Origin of the sequence: Pseudomonas entomophila, from assembly GCF_013523165.1 — a bacterium.
Classification (GTDB): domain Bacteria; phylum Pseudomonadota; class Gammaproteobacteria; order Pseudomonadales; family Pseudomonadaceae; genus Aquipseudomonas; species Aquipseudomonas entomophila_A.
In genome coordinates, this window is the sequence record NZ_JAAMQI010000039.1 from 1 (window position 1) to 16,764 (window position 16,764).

Consider the following 16,764-nt stretch of genomic DNA (forward strand, 5'->3'; position numbering starts at 1 on the left):
AAGACCCAAGTCCTGGTCATGCTGGCCCGCAAGCTGGCTCGGGTGGTCTTTGCCCTGATCAGAAGCGGAGAGGAATATCGTCCAAAAGCCGCTTGAGTCCTTGGCAATTACCATAGAATCTCCCACATGGACCCGCGACGGCCTGTACGACTGTGGCGTGGCTACGGGTGTGGGAGCCGGCTTGCCGGCGATGACGCTCGCACCGGCAACCCCGCCTTCACCGTTCGGTGAGCGTCACACCCGACCGTGGATCACTTGACCACCATTCCCACCCCACGACCACGAGGATCGGACGCCGTCTCCAGCTTCTCGCCCGTCACGCGGATGGCCTGGACGTCGCCCATCTCCCAGCCCTGATCCTCCAGCACATACCCCATCGCCTTCAACTCGTCCGCCACTTCACCGGTGAGCGGCGCGTAGCTGTCGAAGTAGATCGTGTCCTTGGGCAGCAGCTGATGGTGCACGCGTTGCGCACCCACGGCCTTCTCCAGAGGCATGTCATAGTCGTACAGGTTGTTCATCACCTGGAAGATCGAGGTGAAGATCCGTGAGCCGCCTGGCGTGCCGAGGACCAGGGTCACCTTGCCGTCGCGGGTCACCAGGGTCGGGCTCATCGAGGACAGCATGCGCTTGCCCGGTGCGATGGCATTGGCATTGCCCCCCACCACGCCGAAGGCGTTGGCCATGCCTGGCTTGGCGCTGAAGTCGTCCATTTCGTTGTTGAGCAGGAACCCGGCCCCTTTCACCACCACGCCGTTGCCGTAGTCGAGGTTCAGGGTATAGGTGTTGCTCACCGCGTTGCCGTCCTTGTCGACGATCGAGAAGTGCGTGGTCTGGTGCGACTCCAGGCCCGGACGAACGCCCTCGGTCGCCGAGATGGCAGTGGGGTTGACCTGCGCGGCGCGGCTGGCCAGGTAGGCCTTGTCGATCAGCTTGTCCACCGGCACCTTGGTGAAGCCTGGGTCGCCCAGGTAGTCGGCGCGGTCGGCGAACACGCGTTTCTCGATCTCGGCCAGCAGGTGGATGTAGCGCGCGGAGTTGTGCGCCACGCCCTTGAAGTCGGCAGCGCGGTCCTCCTTGATGCCGAGCAGCTGGGCCAGGGCAACCCCACCCGAGCTGGGTGGCGGCGCGGTGTAGACGGTGTTGCCGCGCCAGGCGATGGCGATCGGGTTGCGCCAGACGGCCGTGTAGTCGGCCAGGTCCTGCTTGGTGATCAAGCCTTTGTCGGCCTGCATCTGCGCCACCAGCAGGTCGGCGGTCTTGCCCTGGTAGAACTCGCTCACGCCTTTGTCGGCGATGCGTTCCAGGGTCTGCGCCAGCTCCGGCTGCTGGAAGGTCTGGCCGACCTTCATGCTGCCGAAGTAGTCGTTGAAGTTGGTCGCGCCCTTGAACAACGACTGCACGTCGTCACGGTACTGGTACTGCTTGGCGGCGATCGTGAAACCGTCCTTGGCATAGCCGATGGCCGGAGTGAGCAGTTCGCTCCAGGGCAGCTTGCCGAACTTCTGATGCGCCTCCCACAGCCCCATGACCGTACCCGGTACCCCGGCGGCGCGCGGGCCGACCAGGCTCAGGTTCTCGACCACCTCGCCCTTGTCGTCCAGGTACATGTCCCGCGTGGCGGCCTTGGGTGCCACCTCGCGGTAGTCGAGGAAGTAGGGCTTGCCATCGACGTAGAGGGTCATGAAGCCACCGCCGCCGATGTTGCCGGCTTCCGGGTAGGTGACCGCGAGGGTGAAGGCCGTGGCGACCGCGGCATCCACCGCGTTGCCGCCCTTCTTGAGGATGTCGGCGGCGACCTTGGCCGCGTATTCATCGGGCGCGGCGACCGCGCCGCCTTCCAGCGTCGCAGCGAACAGGCTCGGGCTGGCCAGGATCGCGGCACCGAAGGCCAAGGACTGGAACATGACGATTCGCATCTGGATTTCCTTGTTCTCGTTCTTGTTGGACCATGTGTCGGCACAGGCATCGGCCAGTACCGTTCTACAGCGTAGGAAACTTCCCAGCCTTATGACAAAGGATTCTTCGAACGTTCTGCGTCTGGCGCTGCGCCACCTGCTGGCGACGGCGTCGTTCAGCCGTTGATCAGCAGATGGGCGCCCAACACGCCCAGGCCGATGAAGAAGCAACGCCGAAACATGACCGGCCGAATGCGCTGGCGCAGCCATTGCCCGACGAACAGGCCGAGCACGGCAGGCGCCAGCAGCAGTGTGGACGCGCCCACTGCCTGGGTGTCGAGCGCCGACTGCCCTGCCAGCCCGATGGCCAGCGCCACGGTCGAGACGGTGAACGACAGCCCCAGTGCCTGCACCAGTTCGTCCCGTTGCAGGTTCAGCGCCTGCAGATAGGGCACGGCAGGCATCACGAACACACCAGTCGCCGCCGTGATCACCCCGGTGACCCCGCCGACCAGGGGGCCGGCCCACCTTTGATGCCGTGGTGCGATGTGCAGGGCCGGGCCCAGCAGGCCGTACAGCGCGTACACCAGCAGCGCACCGCCCAGGGCATGGGCGACCCAGGGACCGCTGTCGATGCCAAGCCAGACGCTGCCGAGCAGCGTCCCGACGAAGATCATCGCCAACAGCGGCCAGAGCCGGCCCAGCAATGCACGCAGGTGGCCGCCCAGGGCAAGCTGCCACAGGTTGGTCACGGTGGCTGGCACGATCAGCAAGGCCGCGGCCTGCGCCGGGGGCATGGCCAGGCCCAGCAGCCCCATGGCGACGGTCGGCAAGCCGAGCCCGATGACGCCCTTGACCATCCCGGCCAGCACGAACGTGCCGACCACCAGCACGGACAGGGCAACCCCCAGGTCGTGATACAGCAGCGTGAACGTCGACATGGCCATCCGTTGCCTCGAACGATGAGAGGCGTCCATGGTGGCAGCTCCTGGCCTTCGAGGCGACAGGCACCTGCGCGAGCGCTTGTAGCGCGTACAGACAGCTCAGGGTCGAGCCTGGACAACCGGGGTCGAGCGCTTCGGCCTATGGTGGCGGCTCTTCGAACCCTTTGCTGGAGCCTTGCATGTCCGACTTCATCACCGTTCTGCGTGAAACCTGCCCGACGCCGGTGGTCGATGCCACCAAGTGGAAGCGCATTGGCGGCGACCCGCACACCGTCAACCTCAATGCCTACCAGTCGCAGGACGGCAGCAAGATCATGGGCACCTGGATCTGCACGCCCGGCACCTTCGAGGTCAACTACGACAAGTGGGAGTTCTGCCACTTCCTCGACGGCTACTGCATCATCACGCCCGAAGGTGAGGCGCCCAAGCACCTCAAGGCCGGTGACGTGTTCGTCATCGAGCCCGGCATGAAAGGCACCTGGGAAGTGGTCGAGACCGTGCGCAAGTACTTCGTCTTCGCCTGATCGACTTTACGGGCCGCCCACGGGGGCGACCCGCTCGGCCCTAGGACGGCGCGCGGTAGCTTTCGATGATCGCGGAAAAGTCCTTGCCCCCTTCCCCGCGCTGGCTCATGGCCTGGTACAGCTGCTGCGCCAGCGCACCCATCATCACCGGCTGCCTGGCCTGCCGGGCTGCCTCGGTCGCCAGGCCCAGATCCTTGAGCATCAGGTCGGCACCGAACCCGCCGGTATAGCCACGCGACGCGGGCGCGGTCTCGACGATCCCCGGCCACGGGTTATAGGCCTCGGAACTCCAGCAGCGCCCGGTGGAGCTGTTGATGATCCCGGCCAGCACCTGCAGGTCGATCCCCAGCGCGCTGCCCAGCGCCATGGCCTCCGACACGCCGATCATGGAAATGCCCAGCAGCAGGTTGTTGCAGATCTTGGCGATCTGCCCGGTGCCGACCTCGCCGCAGTGCACGACGTTGCGCCCCATCACCTCCAGCACCGGCTTGAGCGTGGCGAACAAGGCCGGGCTGGCGCCGACCATGAAGGTCAAGGTGCCCGCGGCGGCCCCACCGGTGCCCCCGGACACCGGCGCATCGCCCAGGTCGACGCCCTGGGCGGCAGCGGCCTGGGACACCTCGCGCGCCGTCTGCGGGTCGATGGTGCTGCAGTCGAGCGCTGGCGTGCCCCGGCGGACACCGGCCAGCACGCCATCGTCGCCCAGATAGACACTGCGCACGTGCGCTGCCGCCGGCAGCATGGTGATGACCAGTTCGACGTCCGAGGCCGCCGCCCTGGGCGAGGCGCTCACCTGGCCGCCGAGCTCGGCCAGCTCGCCCAGCACCTGCTGGTTGAGGTCGAACAGCGCCAGCTCATGGCCTGCCTTCAGCAGGTTGCGTGCCATGGGTGCGCCCATGTTGCCCAAGCCGATGAATGCGATACGCATGACGAGCTCCTCAACGCAGGCTGATGGTGGTGTTGACGCCGCCGACGCTGTCGTCGTCGAACCAGCGTGCGGTGACCGTCTTGGTCTGGGTGTAGAACTGCACGACCTGCTTGCCATACGGCCCCAGGTCACCCAGCTTCGAGCCGCGCGAGCCGGTGAAGCTGAAGAACGGCACCGGGACGGGGATCGGGATGTTGATGCCGACCTGGCCGACGTCGATACGGTTCTGGAAGGTCCGGGCCGCGGCGCCGCTCTGGGTGAACAACCCGGTGCCGTTGCCGAACGGGTTGCGGTTGACCAGCGCGATGGCCTCCTCGAGCGTGTCGACTTCCAGCACGACCAGCACCGGGCCGAAGATTTCTTCGGTGTAGATGCGCATGTCGGTGGTCACGCCGGAGAACAGCGTCGGGCCGACGAAGTTGCCGTGCTCGTACCCCGGCACCTCGACGTGGCGTCCGTCGAGTTCGAGCACCGCGCCTTCGTCCAGGCCGCTCTCGATCAGGCTCAGGACGCGGACCTTGGCCTTGCGCGAGATCAAGGGACCGACATCGGTGCCTGGTTCGCTGCCGGCATTGACCGTGAGCTGACGGGCTGCCTGGACCAGGTCCGGCAGCCAGTCCCGGGCCGACCCGACCAGCACTGCCACCGAGGTGGCCATGCAGCGTTGCCCGGCAGCGCCGAAGGCCGCGCCGACCAATGCGTTGACGGTCTGCTGGCGGTTGGCATCAGGCAGCACCACGGCGTGGTTCTTCGCGCCCATCATCGACTGCACGCGCTTGCCATGGCGGCTGGCCAGGTCGTACACGTGGGTACCGACGGCGGTGGAGCCGACGAACGATACCGCCTTGACGTCGGGGTGCGTGCACAGCCGGTCCACCACCTGCTTGCCCCCATGCACCACGTTGAGCACCCCCGGCGGCACGCCGGCTTCCAAGGCCAGCTCGACCAGCAGCAGCGTGGACAACGGGTCCTGCTCGGAGGGCTTGAGCACGAAGGTGTTGCCGCAGACGATCGCCATCGGGAACATCCACAACGGGATCATCGCCGGGAAGTTGAACGGCGTGATGCCGGCGCAGACGCCGATGGGCTGGCGCAGCGTGTAGGTGTCCACGCCCCCGGCGACGTTCTCGGCGAATTCGCCCATCTGCAGCGAACCGATCGACGCGGCATGCTCCACGACTTCCAGGCCGCGGAAGATGTCACCCTCGGCGTCGGCCAGGGTCTTGCCCTGCTCGGCGCTCAGGGTCGCGGCGATGCGGGTGCTGTGCTCGCGGATCAATGCCTGCAGCTTGAGCATGATGCGCATGCGCGCCCCGATCGGCGTGTCGCGCCAGCTGGCATAGGCGCGCTGGGCGGCGTCGATGGCGGCGTCGACTTCGTCGGGCGTGGCGAACGGCACACGGGCCAGAACCTGCTGGGTGGCGGGATTGATGACGTCTTGCCACTCGGTCGACCGGGATTCGACCCAGCGGCCCTCGATCAGCAGACGGGCCTGTTGGACCTGGGTCCGCTCGGCGGGCAGGGATGCATTCATGGGCGCTCTCCTTGGAGTTGTTCTGGGCGCGTGACGGCCGGCGTCGGGCAGTGCACGAACGCTTGGGGCCTGGGGTGGTTTGGAGTATAGATAGGCAAATATCCGACATGCCCTGACAAAAAAGCCGGTCGATCATGCAAAAAGACCCTACTGCCCTCAGCACCCTGAACTGGGATGACCTGAAGTTCTTCCTCGAGGTGGCGCGCACCCGCAAGGCCAGCCGCGCGGCGCAGCGCCTGGGGGTCGACTACACCACCGTCTCCCGGCGCATCGCGTCGCTGGAGCGCAGCCTGGGAACCCTGCTGTACGAGAAGTCGCGCGCCAACGGCTTCACCCTCACCGCCGAAGGGCAGCGCCTGCTGGGCTTCGCCGAGACCTTGGAGAGCACGCTGCACGCGGCCTGCGAGCAGGTATCCGGCTCCGGCATGGCGCTGTCGGGGCATGTCCGCATGGGCTGCACCGAAGGCTTCGGCAGCTTCTTCGTCACCCCGCAGCTGAGCCACTTCGTCGAACGGTACCCGGCCATCTCGGTGGACATCCTGCCGCTGCCGCACTTCATCAGCCTGTCCAAGCGCGAGGCCGACCTGGTCATCGCCCTCGAACGCCCGGAACACGGTCCCTACGTCTGCTGCCGGCTGTGCGACTACCGGCTGCGTCTGTACGCGACCCAGGCCTACCTGGACGCCCATGCACCGATCACTTCCGTCGCCGACCTGGCCCGGCACCGCTTCATCAGCTACGTCGATGACCTGGCCTTCAGTGCCGAGCTGCTGTACCTGAACCACCTGATTCCCGATGCCAACGTGCACTTGCGCAGCACCAGCGTGGTGGCCCAGTACACCGCGACGCTGCAGGGGCACGGCCTGGCGATCCTGCCGTGTTTCCTGGCGGCGCAGGACCCACGGCTGGTGGCGCTGTTGCCGGACGAGGTGGTGGTCGACCGGCAGTTCTGGATGTACTGCCGGGAGGACTTGAGGAAGCTCAAGCGGATCACGCTGTTGTGGGACTACATCCGGCAGGTGACGGAGCTGAATGCGCCGCTGCTGCTCGGGCAGGCGCGTGAGATGCGCTTCGTCGAGGGATGAGGATGGCCGGGCCTGCGCCGGGATCGTCCGGGGTGATCGAGGCTCGCTAGCCCAGGCCTTGCTGCTCCTCGTGCGCCGAGACCGCCAGTCGCATGCCCAGAGGGCGCAGCACGGCCTGGAGCGTCTCCAGCGATAGCCCGGCCTCGGCGGACACCTGCGCCAGGACGGCCTGTACGGCCTCGGCTGCCGGCGTATCGCCTTGCCGGGCCTTGGCCTGCGCCACGACGTCCAGGGCACGGATCAGGTGAGCGTCATCCTGGGCCTCCAACGCATCGGACAGAAACACAGCCATTGCCTCGGGTGTTTCCAGCGCCTCGGCGGGGTCGTACGGGTAAAGGCGTTCGCTCATCGTCGTCTGTTGCTCCTCTGTCGTGGCGCCAGGACGGGTCGACCTGGCGGCATGCCCCGCACGCGTCCGGCGTCAGCACTGCTCCAGCATCAACCCGGAAATGCGCCTGACCTTGCGGGTCACGGCCTCTTCGAAGATGCCCTGGCGCGGCTCGATCAGGCTGAAGCACTGCTTGGCGCGGGTGATTCCGGTATAGACCAGTTCCTTGGTCAGCACCGGGTTGAGCACGTCGGGCAGCACCAGGGCGGTGTGCGCGAACTCCGAGCCTTGGGACTTGTGCACGGTCATGGCGAACACGGTCTCGACGTCGTTGAGGCGGCTGGGCAGCACGAAACGAATGCCGCCCTGCCCGTCGTTGCGGGCGAACGCCACGCGCAAGGTGGGCTCGCCCTGCTCGTCGGGCAGGCGCAGGGCGATGCCGATGTCGCCGTTCATCAAGCCCAGGCCGTAGTCGTTGCGGGTCACCAGCACGGGCCGACCTTCGTACCATTGCTGCTGATGATCGATCAGCCCGGCGCGGTGCAGCACGGCCGCGACCCGCTGGTTGAGGCCTTCGACACCCCAGGGGCCGCGCCTGACCGCGCACAGCAACTGGAAGCTCTCGAACTGGTGCAGCACCTCGCCAGCCCAGGCCGTCCAACGCGGATCGTCCCAGGGTGTGTTCAATGGGGGACGCTTGCGGCTCAACTGGTTCAGGTACAGGCGGTAGCCCTGTGGCCCGTCCGGGCCCTGCTCGAGGCCGTCGAGCAGCAGGCGGTCGAAGGCGCGGTCCTGTTCGCCGCGCACGGTCAGGCAAAACAGGTCATGCGCGCCCTGGGTGAGCAGCGCGCGTGCCGGCTCGGCCTGTTGGCGGTTGACGCAACGGGCCAGCTGGCCGATGCCGCTGCCTTCGCCAAAGCGCCGGGAATGGCGCAGCATCACCAGTTGCTGCGCCAGCGGGTGCCGCTCGGCGCTGCCGACCTGCAGGCCCGCCTGGCTCAGGGGCTCGCCACTGACCTGTTGCAACCAGTCGAGGGTGGCGGGCGAATAGAACCCCGCTTCGGCTTCCCGGCACAGATCGCCCAGCACCGCGCCGGCTTCCACGGAGGCGAGCTGGTCCTTGTCGCCGAGCAGCACCAGGCGAGCCTGGGGCGGCAGGGCTTCGAGCAGGTTGGCCATCATTTCCAGGTCGATCATCGAGGCTTCGTCGACCACCAGCACGTCCAGGGGCAGACGGTTGCCGGCATGGTGCCGGAAATGCCGCGACCCTGGCCGGCTGCCCAGCAACCGGTGCACGGTGCTGACGTCGGTGGGGATGTGCTCGCGCACCGCTGCGTCGACGTCCAGGCGCTCGACCTGCTGACCAATGGACTCGGTCAGACGCGCCGCCGCCTTGCCTGTCGGTGCTGCCAGGCGGATGCGCAAGGGCCGGCCTTGCTCGACCGCCGGGGTTTGCAGCAGGGCCAGCAACCGCACCACCGTGGTGGTCTTGCCCGTGCCCGGGCCGCCGGTGATGATGCTGAACGCAGCCCGGGTGGCCAGGGCGCAGGCCAGCTTCTGCCAGTCGATCTGCCCCGCTGGCGCGCCGTCGGCGAACAGGCGCGCCAGGTCGACGGCCAACCGGGGTGGCAACTGCTCCTCGGCGCGCAGGCGTTCGCGCAAGGCCTGGTCGATGCGGCGCTCGTAGCGCCAGTAGCGCCGCAGGTACAAGCGCTGGTGGCGCACCACCAGCGGCCGCTCACCGTGCGCGGGGGCGTCGCCTTCGGCCACCAGGGCGCTGCCGCGCAAGCGCTGCAGCCAGGTCGCCGCGTCCAGCGTGCCGAGCAGTTGCGATGGCAACAGCAGGGGACCGGCCAGGGCATCGCCTTCCGGTGGCAGTGACAGGGCGAAGTCGGGTTCTTCCAGGGTCTGGGGCAGGTCCAGGCAGACGTGCCCATGACCCAGCTGATGGCTGGCCAGGGCTGCGGCCAGCAGCACCAACGGGTCGCAGCCAGGTTCGAGGGTGGCCAAGAAGCCGACGAAGGCACGGTCCAGGGGCCGCAGCCAGCCACGCTCGACCCAGCGATCGAGCAGCACCAGCAGGTCCTCGCTGCGCTGCAGCGGCGCCAGGGCAGCCAGGTGCGCGGCTTGCAGCGGGGTGGGGAGCAGGTCGCTCAGGGTGCGCTTCATGGCAAGTCATCCTGGAACAGATCGGTCTGGTGAGGGCGAGAGACCCCGCGGAACAGCGCGTCCAGCTGCTCGATCAAGGCGCGCGGTGGCTTGACGAAATACACGCCCTGGCTCGGGGCGTCCAGGCCCCGGACGAACAGGAAGATCGCGCCGCCGATGTCCCGCTCGTAGTCGTAGTCCGGCAGCCGGGCCCGCAGCTGACGGTGCAGCGCCAGCAGGTAGAGCACGTACTGCAGGTCGTAGCGGTGCTCGAGCACGGCCTGCTCCATCGCCGCCCGGCTGTAGGCATCGGCGTCGGGGCCGAGCCAGTTGGACTTGTAGTCGACCACGTAGTACTGGCCCGCGTGCTCGAAGGCCAGGTCAATGAAGCCCTTGAACATGCCATTGAGCCGTGACGACTCGAGGGCCAGGCGGGGCCTGCCGGCGTGCACGTGCTGGCCGACCAGGTAATCCAGGGTCGACACCTCGACCTGATGGCTGGCGAACCAGAACTCCATCTCGATCTGGTACTGGGTCAGCGCGCTCAGCGCCACGGGAGCCTGGTCGGGCCCCAGCGGCATGGGCTGCACCAGCAGACGCTGCAACCAGTGGGTCAGGGTCGGGATCCAGCCGGTCCAGTCGCGCCGGTTGCAGCGCTGGCCGACGGTGCGCTCGATCTGCTCGGGGTCGGCGCTGACCTCGGCGAAGCCCTGCCGACCAGCCCACTCCAGCAAACCATGGAGGAAGGTGCCGGGGTTGGGCCCACGCGGGAAGCGATGGATGTCGCCACTGTCGGCCGCCACACTGCGTGGCTGCACGTCGGCCCGTTCATCGTCGAGCAACTGCTGGGCGAGCGACGTGTCGGCGGTCAGGTCGAGCGCCTGAGTGCCGACGCGCAAGGCGCTGTAAGAGGCGATCCACCAGGCTTCGGCCGCATGCCGGCGCGGACGGCGTGCGCCGGCCACTTCGCTGTGCTGCGCGCGGCCGGCATAGCGGCGCGTGTCTGCCGCTGGCGGCGCCATGACGGTGATCGCCTCGATCTCGCCGCGCAGGTCCGCCAGCCAGCCAGCCAACGCGGCGGACGACGGCAAGGGCGCGCCGCCGCCCAGCAGGTAGCCGATCCCCGACAGGTGCAGGCGCGAAGCCTTGCTGGCGCCGCGCTTGAGATCGGCGACCCCCAGCCAGCAGGCGTGCTGGGCACGGGTCAAGGCCACGTAGAGCAGGCGCAGGTCTTCGGCCAGGCGCTCGTCATCGGCGCGTGCGATCTGCTCGCGGTCTGGCGTCAGGGTGAGGTGGGCGCGGCCTTCGTCGTCGTGCCAGGCCAACGGCAGGCGCTGACCGTCCACCGGTTTGCTGGTGCAGACGAAGGGCAGGTAGACCAAGGGGTATTCCAGCCCTTTGGATTTGTGGATGGTCACCACCTTGACCAGGTGCTCGTCGCTCTCCAGGCGCAGGATCTGCTCTTCACCAGCCTGCCCTGAGTTGACCAACTGCTCGGCGAGGTGGCGGATCAGCGCCTGCTCGCCATCCAGCTCGGTGGCCGCCTGCTGCAGGAGCTCGGCCAGGTGCAGCAGGTTGGTCAGCACACGCTCGCCATCGCTGCGGCCGAACAGCGTGCGCGGCAGGGCGAAGTCGTGCAGCAGCCGGCGCAACATCGGCAGCACCCCTTGCAGGCGCCACAGGGTGCGGTACTGGCGGAACTGCATGACCCAACGCTCCCAGATCCGCTCGTCACGGTTGAGCGCTTCCAGGGCCTCCAGGCCCAGGTTCAAGGTCGGGCTGGCGAGGGCGGCCTTGAGCAGGCGCTCGACGTCCGGTTCGGCGCAGGCCTTGAGCCAGGCCAGCAGGTCGCGAGCTTCCTGGGCAGCGAACACCGAGTCCTTGTCCGACAGGTAGACGCTGCGCACGTCGCGCGCGGCCAGCTGTTCGCGCACGATCTGCGCTTCGCGCCCGTCACGCACCAAGATGGCGATGTCCGAAGGCTGGCAGGGCCTGAGCGTGCCATCGGCCGTCTCGAAGCCGGTGCGCCCGGCCAAGGCGCCGGTCAGCAACGACACGACGTGGCTGGCGCAACTGGCGGCCATGGCCTGGCGGTACTGGGTACCTGACACCGGCTCGTCGCTGTCGAGGTGCCACAGGTGCAGGGCGGGTGTGCCCTGCCCGTCGATCACCCAGCGTTCGTCGCGCCCCTTGGCGTGGACTTCGACGAACGGCAGCGGGTTGGAGGCGCCGTGGCGGAACAGGAAGGCACCACGCCCCTGCTCGCGCTGCTCGGCCTGCTGGAACACCCGATTGACCGCGCCGACCATCGCCTGGCTGGAACGGAAGTTGGTGTCCAGGCTGTGCAGTCGACCGGTGGTGGCCAGGCGCGCAGCCAGGTAGGTGTGGATGTCGGCGCCCCGAAAGGCATAGATCGCCTGCTTGGGGTCGCCGATCATGAACAGGCCAGTGGCCGGGCAGTTGTCGGCGATGTGATAGATGCGCTCGAAGATGCCGTACTGCACCGGGTCGGTGTCCTGGAACTCGTCGATCATGGCCACCGGAAACTGCTCGCGGATCAGCCCGGCCAGCCGCTCGCCCGCCTCGCCCTGCAAGGCCTGGTGCAGGCGCAGCAGCATGTCGTCGAAGCCCATCTCGGCGCGCCGACGCTTCTCCGCCTCGAACCGCTGGATGACCCACGCGGCGGCATGCTCCAGCAGGCAGGCATCGGGCGCCGGCAGGCGTTCGAGTTGCGCGGCCAGGGTTTCCATGGCTTCCAGGCCAGGGTGCTGCGGGGGCGTGCCACTTTTCCAGGCTTCGGCCAGGCCTTCGCGGGTCAGGCGGGTGAAGCCGGTCTTGAGGTCGAGCTCCACGGCGTGCTCGTCGCCCGCCCAGTGCTTGAGCTTCTCGAACCACGGCTCGACGTAGCGCGCCTGCAGCTTGCCGTTGACCTGCTTGGCGGCGATGGCGTCGCGGCAGATCTGCAGCAGCTCGTCGGCCCACTGTGCCCACGGCGCCTTGAGCGCCGCCAGTTGCTCGGCGCGCTGGCGCAGGACGGCATCGATCAGTTGCTGCGGCTCCTGCTCGCGGCTGTCGATGCTGCGCCGGCCGAACAACGGACGGACCTTGCCCAGCAAGGCTTCCGGGCTGACCCAGTGACCACGCACCCACGCCAGGGCCTCGCCGCTCATGGCGTAGCAGAAGCGGCGCCAGTAATCGCGCATGACCTGGGCTAGCAGTTCGCTGTGGTCGGTTTCCAGGTTCTGGGTGAACAGGCTGCCACTGTCGAAGGCATGCTCGCGCAGCATGCGCTGGCACCAGCCGTGAATCGTCGAGATGGCCGCCTCGTCCATCCACTGCACGGCGATTTCCAGGCGGCTGGCGCAGCGTGGCCAGGTGTCTTCGGGATAGTCGTCGCGCAATTGGCGCAGCAACGGGTCGGCGTCCGACACGTCACCGCGAAAGAACCGCGCCGCTTCGGCCAGGCGCGTCCGGATGCGCTCGCGCAACTCCTTGGTCGCCGCGTCGGTGAAGGTCACCACGAGGATCTGCGGCGGCAACAGCTCGCCGGTGAACCCTTGCTCGCCGCCATGGCCCAGGACCAGGCGCAGGTAGAGTGCAGACAGGGTGAAGGTCTTGCCGGTGCCTGCGCTCGCTTCGATCAGCTGGCTGCCGTGCAGGGGGAAGCGCAAGGCCAGGGGGCGTGCCTGGGTCATGCCATGTCATCCTTGCCGAAGGTTTGCCAAGCGGCGGTGTAGAGCGGTTCGTACAGGGTCTGGCACCAACCGGTGAAGGTTTCATCGTCGGTCAGCGCGGCGAAATTCGGGAACTGCCGTGACAGGGCCAGGTGTTCGGCACGCTCGCCGTCACTGTTCTGGCCATCGCCTTCGTACGCCTTGGCCGCAGCCGCCCAGGCCTTGTCCGGGTCTTCCTGGGCCAGCCAGGCGAAGGCGGTCTTGGCGGCGACCGGCAGCGGCGCGCTCATGCCGGCCTGGCGCGCAAGCAACACGTCTGCGAGCCAGGCACGGGCGTGCTCGGCCGGCAAGGGCGCCAGCAACAGGGTGATGTCGGCAGCCACCACGGCACTGTGCAGGCGCAGGCCCGAGGCCGCGGCAGCCAGGTGCAGCGTCCAGGTGGCGATCAGGCGATGCCATTTCAAGGTGGCCTTGCCGGCCTGCAGGGTGTTGGGCACCGTGCTGATGCTCAGCAGGCTACCGTCCACGGCCTGGTAGGCACGCCCCAGCCAACCCTCGAGGCGCAGCCCGGCGTGACTGAAACGAAGCGGCAGGGCCTGCTGGATTTCCTGGGGCCAGCGCTGCAGCAACTGGCGATAGCGGTGCAGGATGCCGGGCAACGGTTCGACCAGTTCGGTTTGCAGGCACTCGCCAAAGCCGGCCAGCGGGAGCAATCCGCTGGCCTGCAGCCGCCTGGCCCCGCGCTCGAGCACCTGTTCGGCACGGGCCGGGTCGATCAGCGCGGCGTTCAGGAGCGTGTCGCTGAGTACGTAGCGCTGCAGGGCGTCCAAGGTGAAGGGTTCCTCGTCGGCGATCGGGTCTTCGAACGTCTCGAAGAACACTTTCAGGCGCTGGCTGAAGAAGTGCCGGACCGGGTGACGCAGGAAGTCCTGCAACTGCGCCAGGCTCAATGGCTCGTCACTGATGTGGGCGTCGAGCGTATCGGCCGGTCGCGGAGCGGCGGCCTCCGAGCGGTGCAATGCGTGCCATTCCTGGGCGAAGCTGAACAGCGCACCGTCCTTCTGGTAATAGCGTCGGCTGAACGGTTGCAGTGGGTGCTCCTGGGTCAGGGCCTCGACCAGCTGGGTGCCGCTGTCTTCACGCGCGTCGGGCGCAGCCGACGCCAGTTGCCAGCCGCTGGCCAGATGATCGCGCAACTGCCCGATCAGGACCGAGGCCGGCCGCTCGCTGTTGTCGCGAATGCTGCGACCGACCCAGCTCACGTACAGGCGTTCCTGGGCCGAAAGCAGGGCTTCGAGCAGCAGGTAGCGATCGTCCTCCCGGCGCGATCGGTCCCCGGGGCGGTAGTCCGACGCCATCAGGTCGAAATCCAGTGGTGGCTGGGCACGTGGGTAATCGCCATCGTTCATGCCCAGCAGGCAGACGATGCGGAACGGAATCGCCCGCATGGGCATGAGCGTGCAGAAATTCACCGAGCCGGCCAGGAAGCGCTGCGACAGCTTGCCGTCGTCGAGCCCGGCCAGCCAGGCTTCGCGTACGACGGTCAGGGGCAGCTCATCCTGCAGGCCGACCGATTCGCAGGTCTGGAGCCAGGTTTCGCGCAGGGTCTGCAATTGCACCAGCAGGTAATCGTCGTGTTCGTCCTGGGCCAGGAAGAACACCTGCAGCAACGCGTTCAACCGCTCGCCCCATTCGGTGGCCGTGGCGGGTTGCGAGAGGCTGTACAGGGCCACGTCCAGGGCATCGAGCACGGCCACCAGCGGGCCGATCAAGGTCGCGTCGAGCCCGCCGACTTCATCGAACGGCTCGATGTCGCCCCACCCTTCCCCATTGCCGACGGCATAGCCCAGCAGCATTCGCCGCAGGCCGAAGCGCCAACTGTTCTGCTCCAACCCTTCCGGCAGGCCGAGCGATGCCCGCTGCGGCGCATCCAGCCCCCAGCGAATGCCGGCGCCTTCGATCCAGCGGTGCAAGGTCGGCAGGTCGGCTTCCTGGATACCGAAACGCGCGCGCAGGGCCGGTACGTCCAGCAGGTCCAGCACCTCGCTGACCGCAAAGCGGCTGTCGGGCAGCTTGAGCAGGTGTTCGAGGGCGATCAGCAGCGGGTCGCGGCCGCGCTGGCCTTGGTCGGTCAGGGTGAAGGGGATGTAGCGAGGGTCGGTGCGGTCGATCTGGCCGAAGACTGCGCGCACATGGGGCGCGTAGGTGTTGATGTCCGGCAGCATGACGATGATGTCACGCGGGCGCAGCGTGGCGTCGTGGCTGAAGGCGTCCAGCAATTGATCGTGCAGGATCTCCACTTCGCGCTGGGGGCTGTGGGCCACATGAAAGCGGATGGACGTATCACGGCCAGGGTCGACGGCTGGCCAAAGCGCGCGGGTCTCGGCTAGGGGGCGCAGTTCGAGAATGTCGTCCTGCACCTGGCCCAGCAGTGTCCGGGTCTGCGCTTCGCTGAACAGGTCGATGCGGCCTTCGCTGAAGATGCCCTGGTACACACTGGGGTCATCGTGGCTGTCGAGCAGGCTGATGTAGTCGCGGCCCTGCTTGCCCCACGCCGCGAGCAGGGGATGGGCGTGCTGGTGCATGACCTCGGGGTCGAGGTCCCGGGGCATGCCCTGCTTGCGCTGCTGGCGCTTGTAGTGGTGACGCAGCAGATCCTTGTCAGCGACGATGTCGGCCCAGTGATGGCGACAGGGGTTGTGCACGCACAGCAGTACTTGACTGAAACGCGAGAGTGCGGCGAGCGCTTCGAGCACCTGGCCGGGCAAGGATGAGATACCGAACACGATGACGCGCGCAGGCAGGCCTCGGGGGGGTGACTCCAGGGTCTGCATGCGCTGCATGAACCGGAGGTGGACCCCGGCACGGCTCTGCGCCATGCCCCGTTCGCCGACATCGTCGAGCAACGCCTTCCACAGTTCGGCCTGCCAGCAGTTCCCAGGTGGCAAGGGTTTGCGCTCGTCGCGTGCGGTGTGCAGGACGTGGTTGCCTTTGGACCAGTCGTCGAGCCAGTCGGCGCGGTAGACCTGGTATTGGTCGAACAGGTCGGCCAGGCGCTCGGCCAGTTGGTAACGCTTGCGCAGGTCATCGTCGTCGGTCAGGAAGCGACGCAGGGGCTCGAAATGCGGTCGCTCGATCAACGCCGGCAGTAACCGCATGAGCCGCCAGGTGAGCGGTGCCTTGTCGAGCATCGAGACTTCGGGGATCTCTTCACGGCCCATGACCTTGCGGTACAACTGCCAGATGAAACTGCCTGGCAGTTGGACATCGATGGCGGCCGCGATGCCACAACCGCCTTGGTCATCGTCCAGCGGGTCTTCGGCAAGGGCCAGCTTCAACCACTGGGCGATCCCGTTGCTTTGCACCAGGGCCACTTCGTTTTCCAAAGGAGCAAGCGGCATCCGGCGCATCCAGCTGACGACCAGGCTGCGCAGGTCGTCCAGCCGGTTGCCGTGGACAATCATGAAGCCAGGTTGCGGGCGGACGGTGGTGGGCATGGGGTCATCCTGGTGAAACAGACGGTCGAAAGAGAAACCTTACCATGGGGGCTGCGTGGCGTTTTTCTACGCGCAGAAAAGACAAAACCCCTACCTGCATGCGCAGATAGGGGTTTTGCGAAATGAATCTTGGCGATGACCTACTCTCACATGGGGAAACCCCACACTACCATCGGCGATGCATCGTTTCACTGCTGAGTTCGG

11 protein-coding genes and 1 rRNA gene are annotated in these 16,764 nt (G+C 67.3%); 3 read left to right on the forward strand and 9 right to left on the reverse strand.

Annotated features, from left to right (window positions below; all coding sequences use genetic code 11):
* Positions 1-251: 251 nt before the first annotated feature.
* Positions 252-1,919: a gamma-glutamyltransferase gene (ggt, locus tag G7Z99_RS19150; RefSeq protein ID WP_181096632.1), complete on the reverse strand. Its 1,668-nt coding sequence runs from the start codon at positions 1,917-1,919 to the stop codon at positions 252-254.
* Between ggt and G7Z99_RS19155 the strand changes: the two genes are divergently transcribed.
* On the forward strand, positions 1,906-2,085 hold the full coding sequence (locus G7Z99_RS19155; protein ID WP_181096634.1) for a hypothetical protein: 180 nt from the start codon (positions 1,906-1,908) through the stop codon (positions 2,083-2,085). The two genes, ggt and G7Z99_RS19155, sit on opposite strands and share 14 nt — an antisense overlap.
* Here G7Z99_RS19155 and G7Z99_RS19160 read toward each other — a convergent pair.
* Complete coding sequence (locus G7Z99_RS19160) at positions 2,075-2,839, reverse strand: sulfite exporter TauE/SafE family protein (RefSeq protein WP_181096650.1); 765 nt, start codon at positions 2,837-2,839, stop codon at positions 2,075-2,077. The genes G7Z99_RS19155 and G7Z99_RS19160 overlap by 11 nt on opposite strands.
* Before the next feature lie 182 nt (positions 2,840-3,021).
* Here G7Z99_RS19160 and G7Z99_RS19165 point away from each other — a divergent pair, with 182 nt between their 5' ends.
* Complete coding sequence (locus tag G7Z99_RS19165) at positions 3,022-3,366, forward strand: cupin domain-containing protein (protein WP_060392518.1); 345 nt, start codon at positions 3,022-3,024, stop codon at positions 3,364-3,366.
* Between the two features lie 40 nt (positions 3,367-3,406).
* Here G7Z99_RS19165 and mmsB read toward each other — a convergent pair whose 3' ends face one another.
* Both mmsB and G7Z99_RS19175 read right to left on the reverse strand, forming a co-directional pair.
* Positions 3,407-4,294 (reverse strand): 3-hydroxyisobutyrate dehydrogenase, encoded by an 888-nt coding sequence (gene mmsB / locus G7Z99_RS19170; protein ID WP_181096636.1) that lies wholly within the window; start codon positions 4,292-4,294, stop codon positions 3,407-3,409.
* 10 nt (positions 4,295-4,304) lie between these two features.
* A complete protein-coding gene (locus tag G7Z99_RS19175; RefSeq protein WP_181096638.1) occupies positions 4,305-5,828 on the reverse strand; it encodes a CoA-acylating methylmalonate-semialdehyde dehydrogenase in 1,524 nt (507 codons plus the stop codon).
* 134 nt (positions 5,829-5,962) lie between these two features.
* On the opposite strand from G7Z99_RS19175, the gene G7Z99_RS19180 reads away from it, so the two are divergent.
* The gene (locus tag G7Z99_RS19180; RefSeq protein WP_181096640.1) at positions 5,963-6,913 is read left to right on the forward strand and encodes a LysR family transcriptional regulator; all 951 of its coding nucleotides are present in this window, start codon (positions 5,963-5,965) and stop codon (positions 6,911-6,913) included.
* 46 nt (positions 6,914-6,959) lie between these two features.
* Here G7Z99_RS19180 and G7Z99_RS19185 read toward each other — a convergent pair whose 3' ends face one another.
* The 5 genes from G7Z99_RS19185 to rrf form a co-directional block, all read right to left on the reverse strand.
* Positions 6,960-7,262, reverse strand: a complete 303-nt coding sequence (locus G7Z99_RS19185; RefSeq protein ID WP_181096642.1) for a helix-turn-helix domain-containing transcriptional regulator — start codon at positions 7,260-7,262, stop codon at positions 6,960-6,962.
* A gap of 72 nt (positions 7,263-7,334) precedes the next feature.
* Positions 7,335-9,410 carry an exodeoxyribonuclease V subunit alpha gene (recD, locus tag G7Z99_RS19190; protein ID WP_181096644.1) on the reverse strand — a complete coding sequence of 692 codons (2,076 nt, stop codon included), beginning with the start codon at positions 9,408-9,410 and terminating at the stop codon, positions 7,335-7,337.
* Positions 9,407-13,084, reverse strand: coding sequence for an exodeoxyribonuclease V subunit beta (gene recB / locus G7Z99_RS19195; protein ID WP_181096646.1), 3,678 nt, complete (start codon positions 13,082-13,084; stop codon positions 9,407-9,409). The genes recD and recB overlap by 4 nt, the downstream gene beginning before the upstream one ends.
* Positions 13,081-16,560, reverse strand: a complete 3,480-nt coding sequence (gene recC, locus G7Z99_RS19200) for an exodeoxyribonuclease V subunit gamma (RefSeq protein WP_181096648.1) — start codon at positions 16,558-16,560, stop codon at positions 13,081-13,083. The genes recB and recC overlap by 4 nt, the downstream gene beginning before the upstream one ends.
* Positions 16,561-16,687: 127 nt before the next feature.
* Positions 16,688-16,764, reverse strand: a 5S ribosomal RNA gene (gene rrf / locus G7Z99_RS20315); the annotation flags it as partial.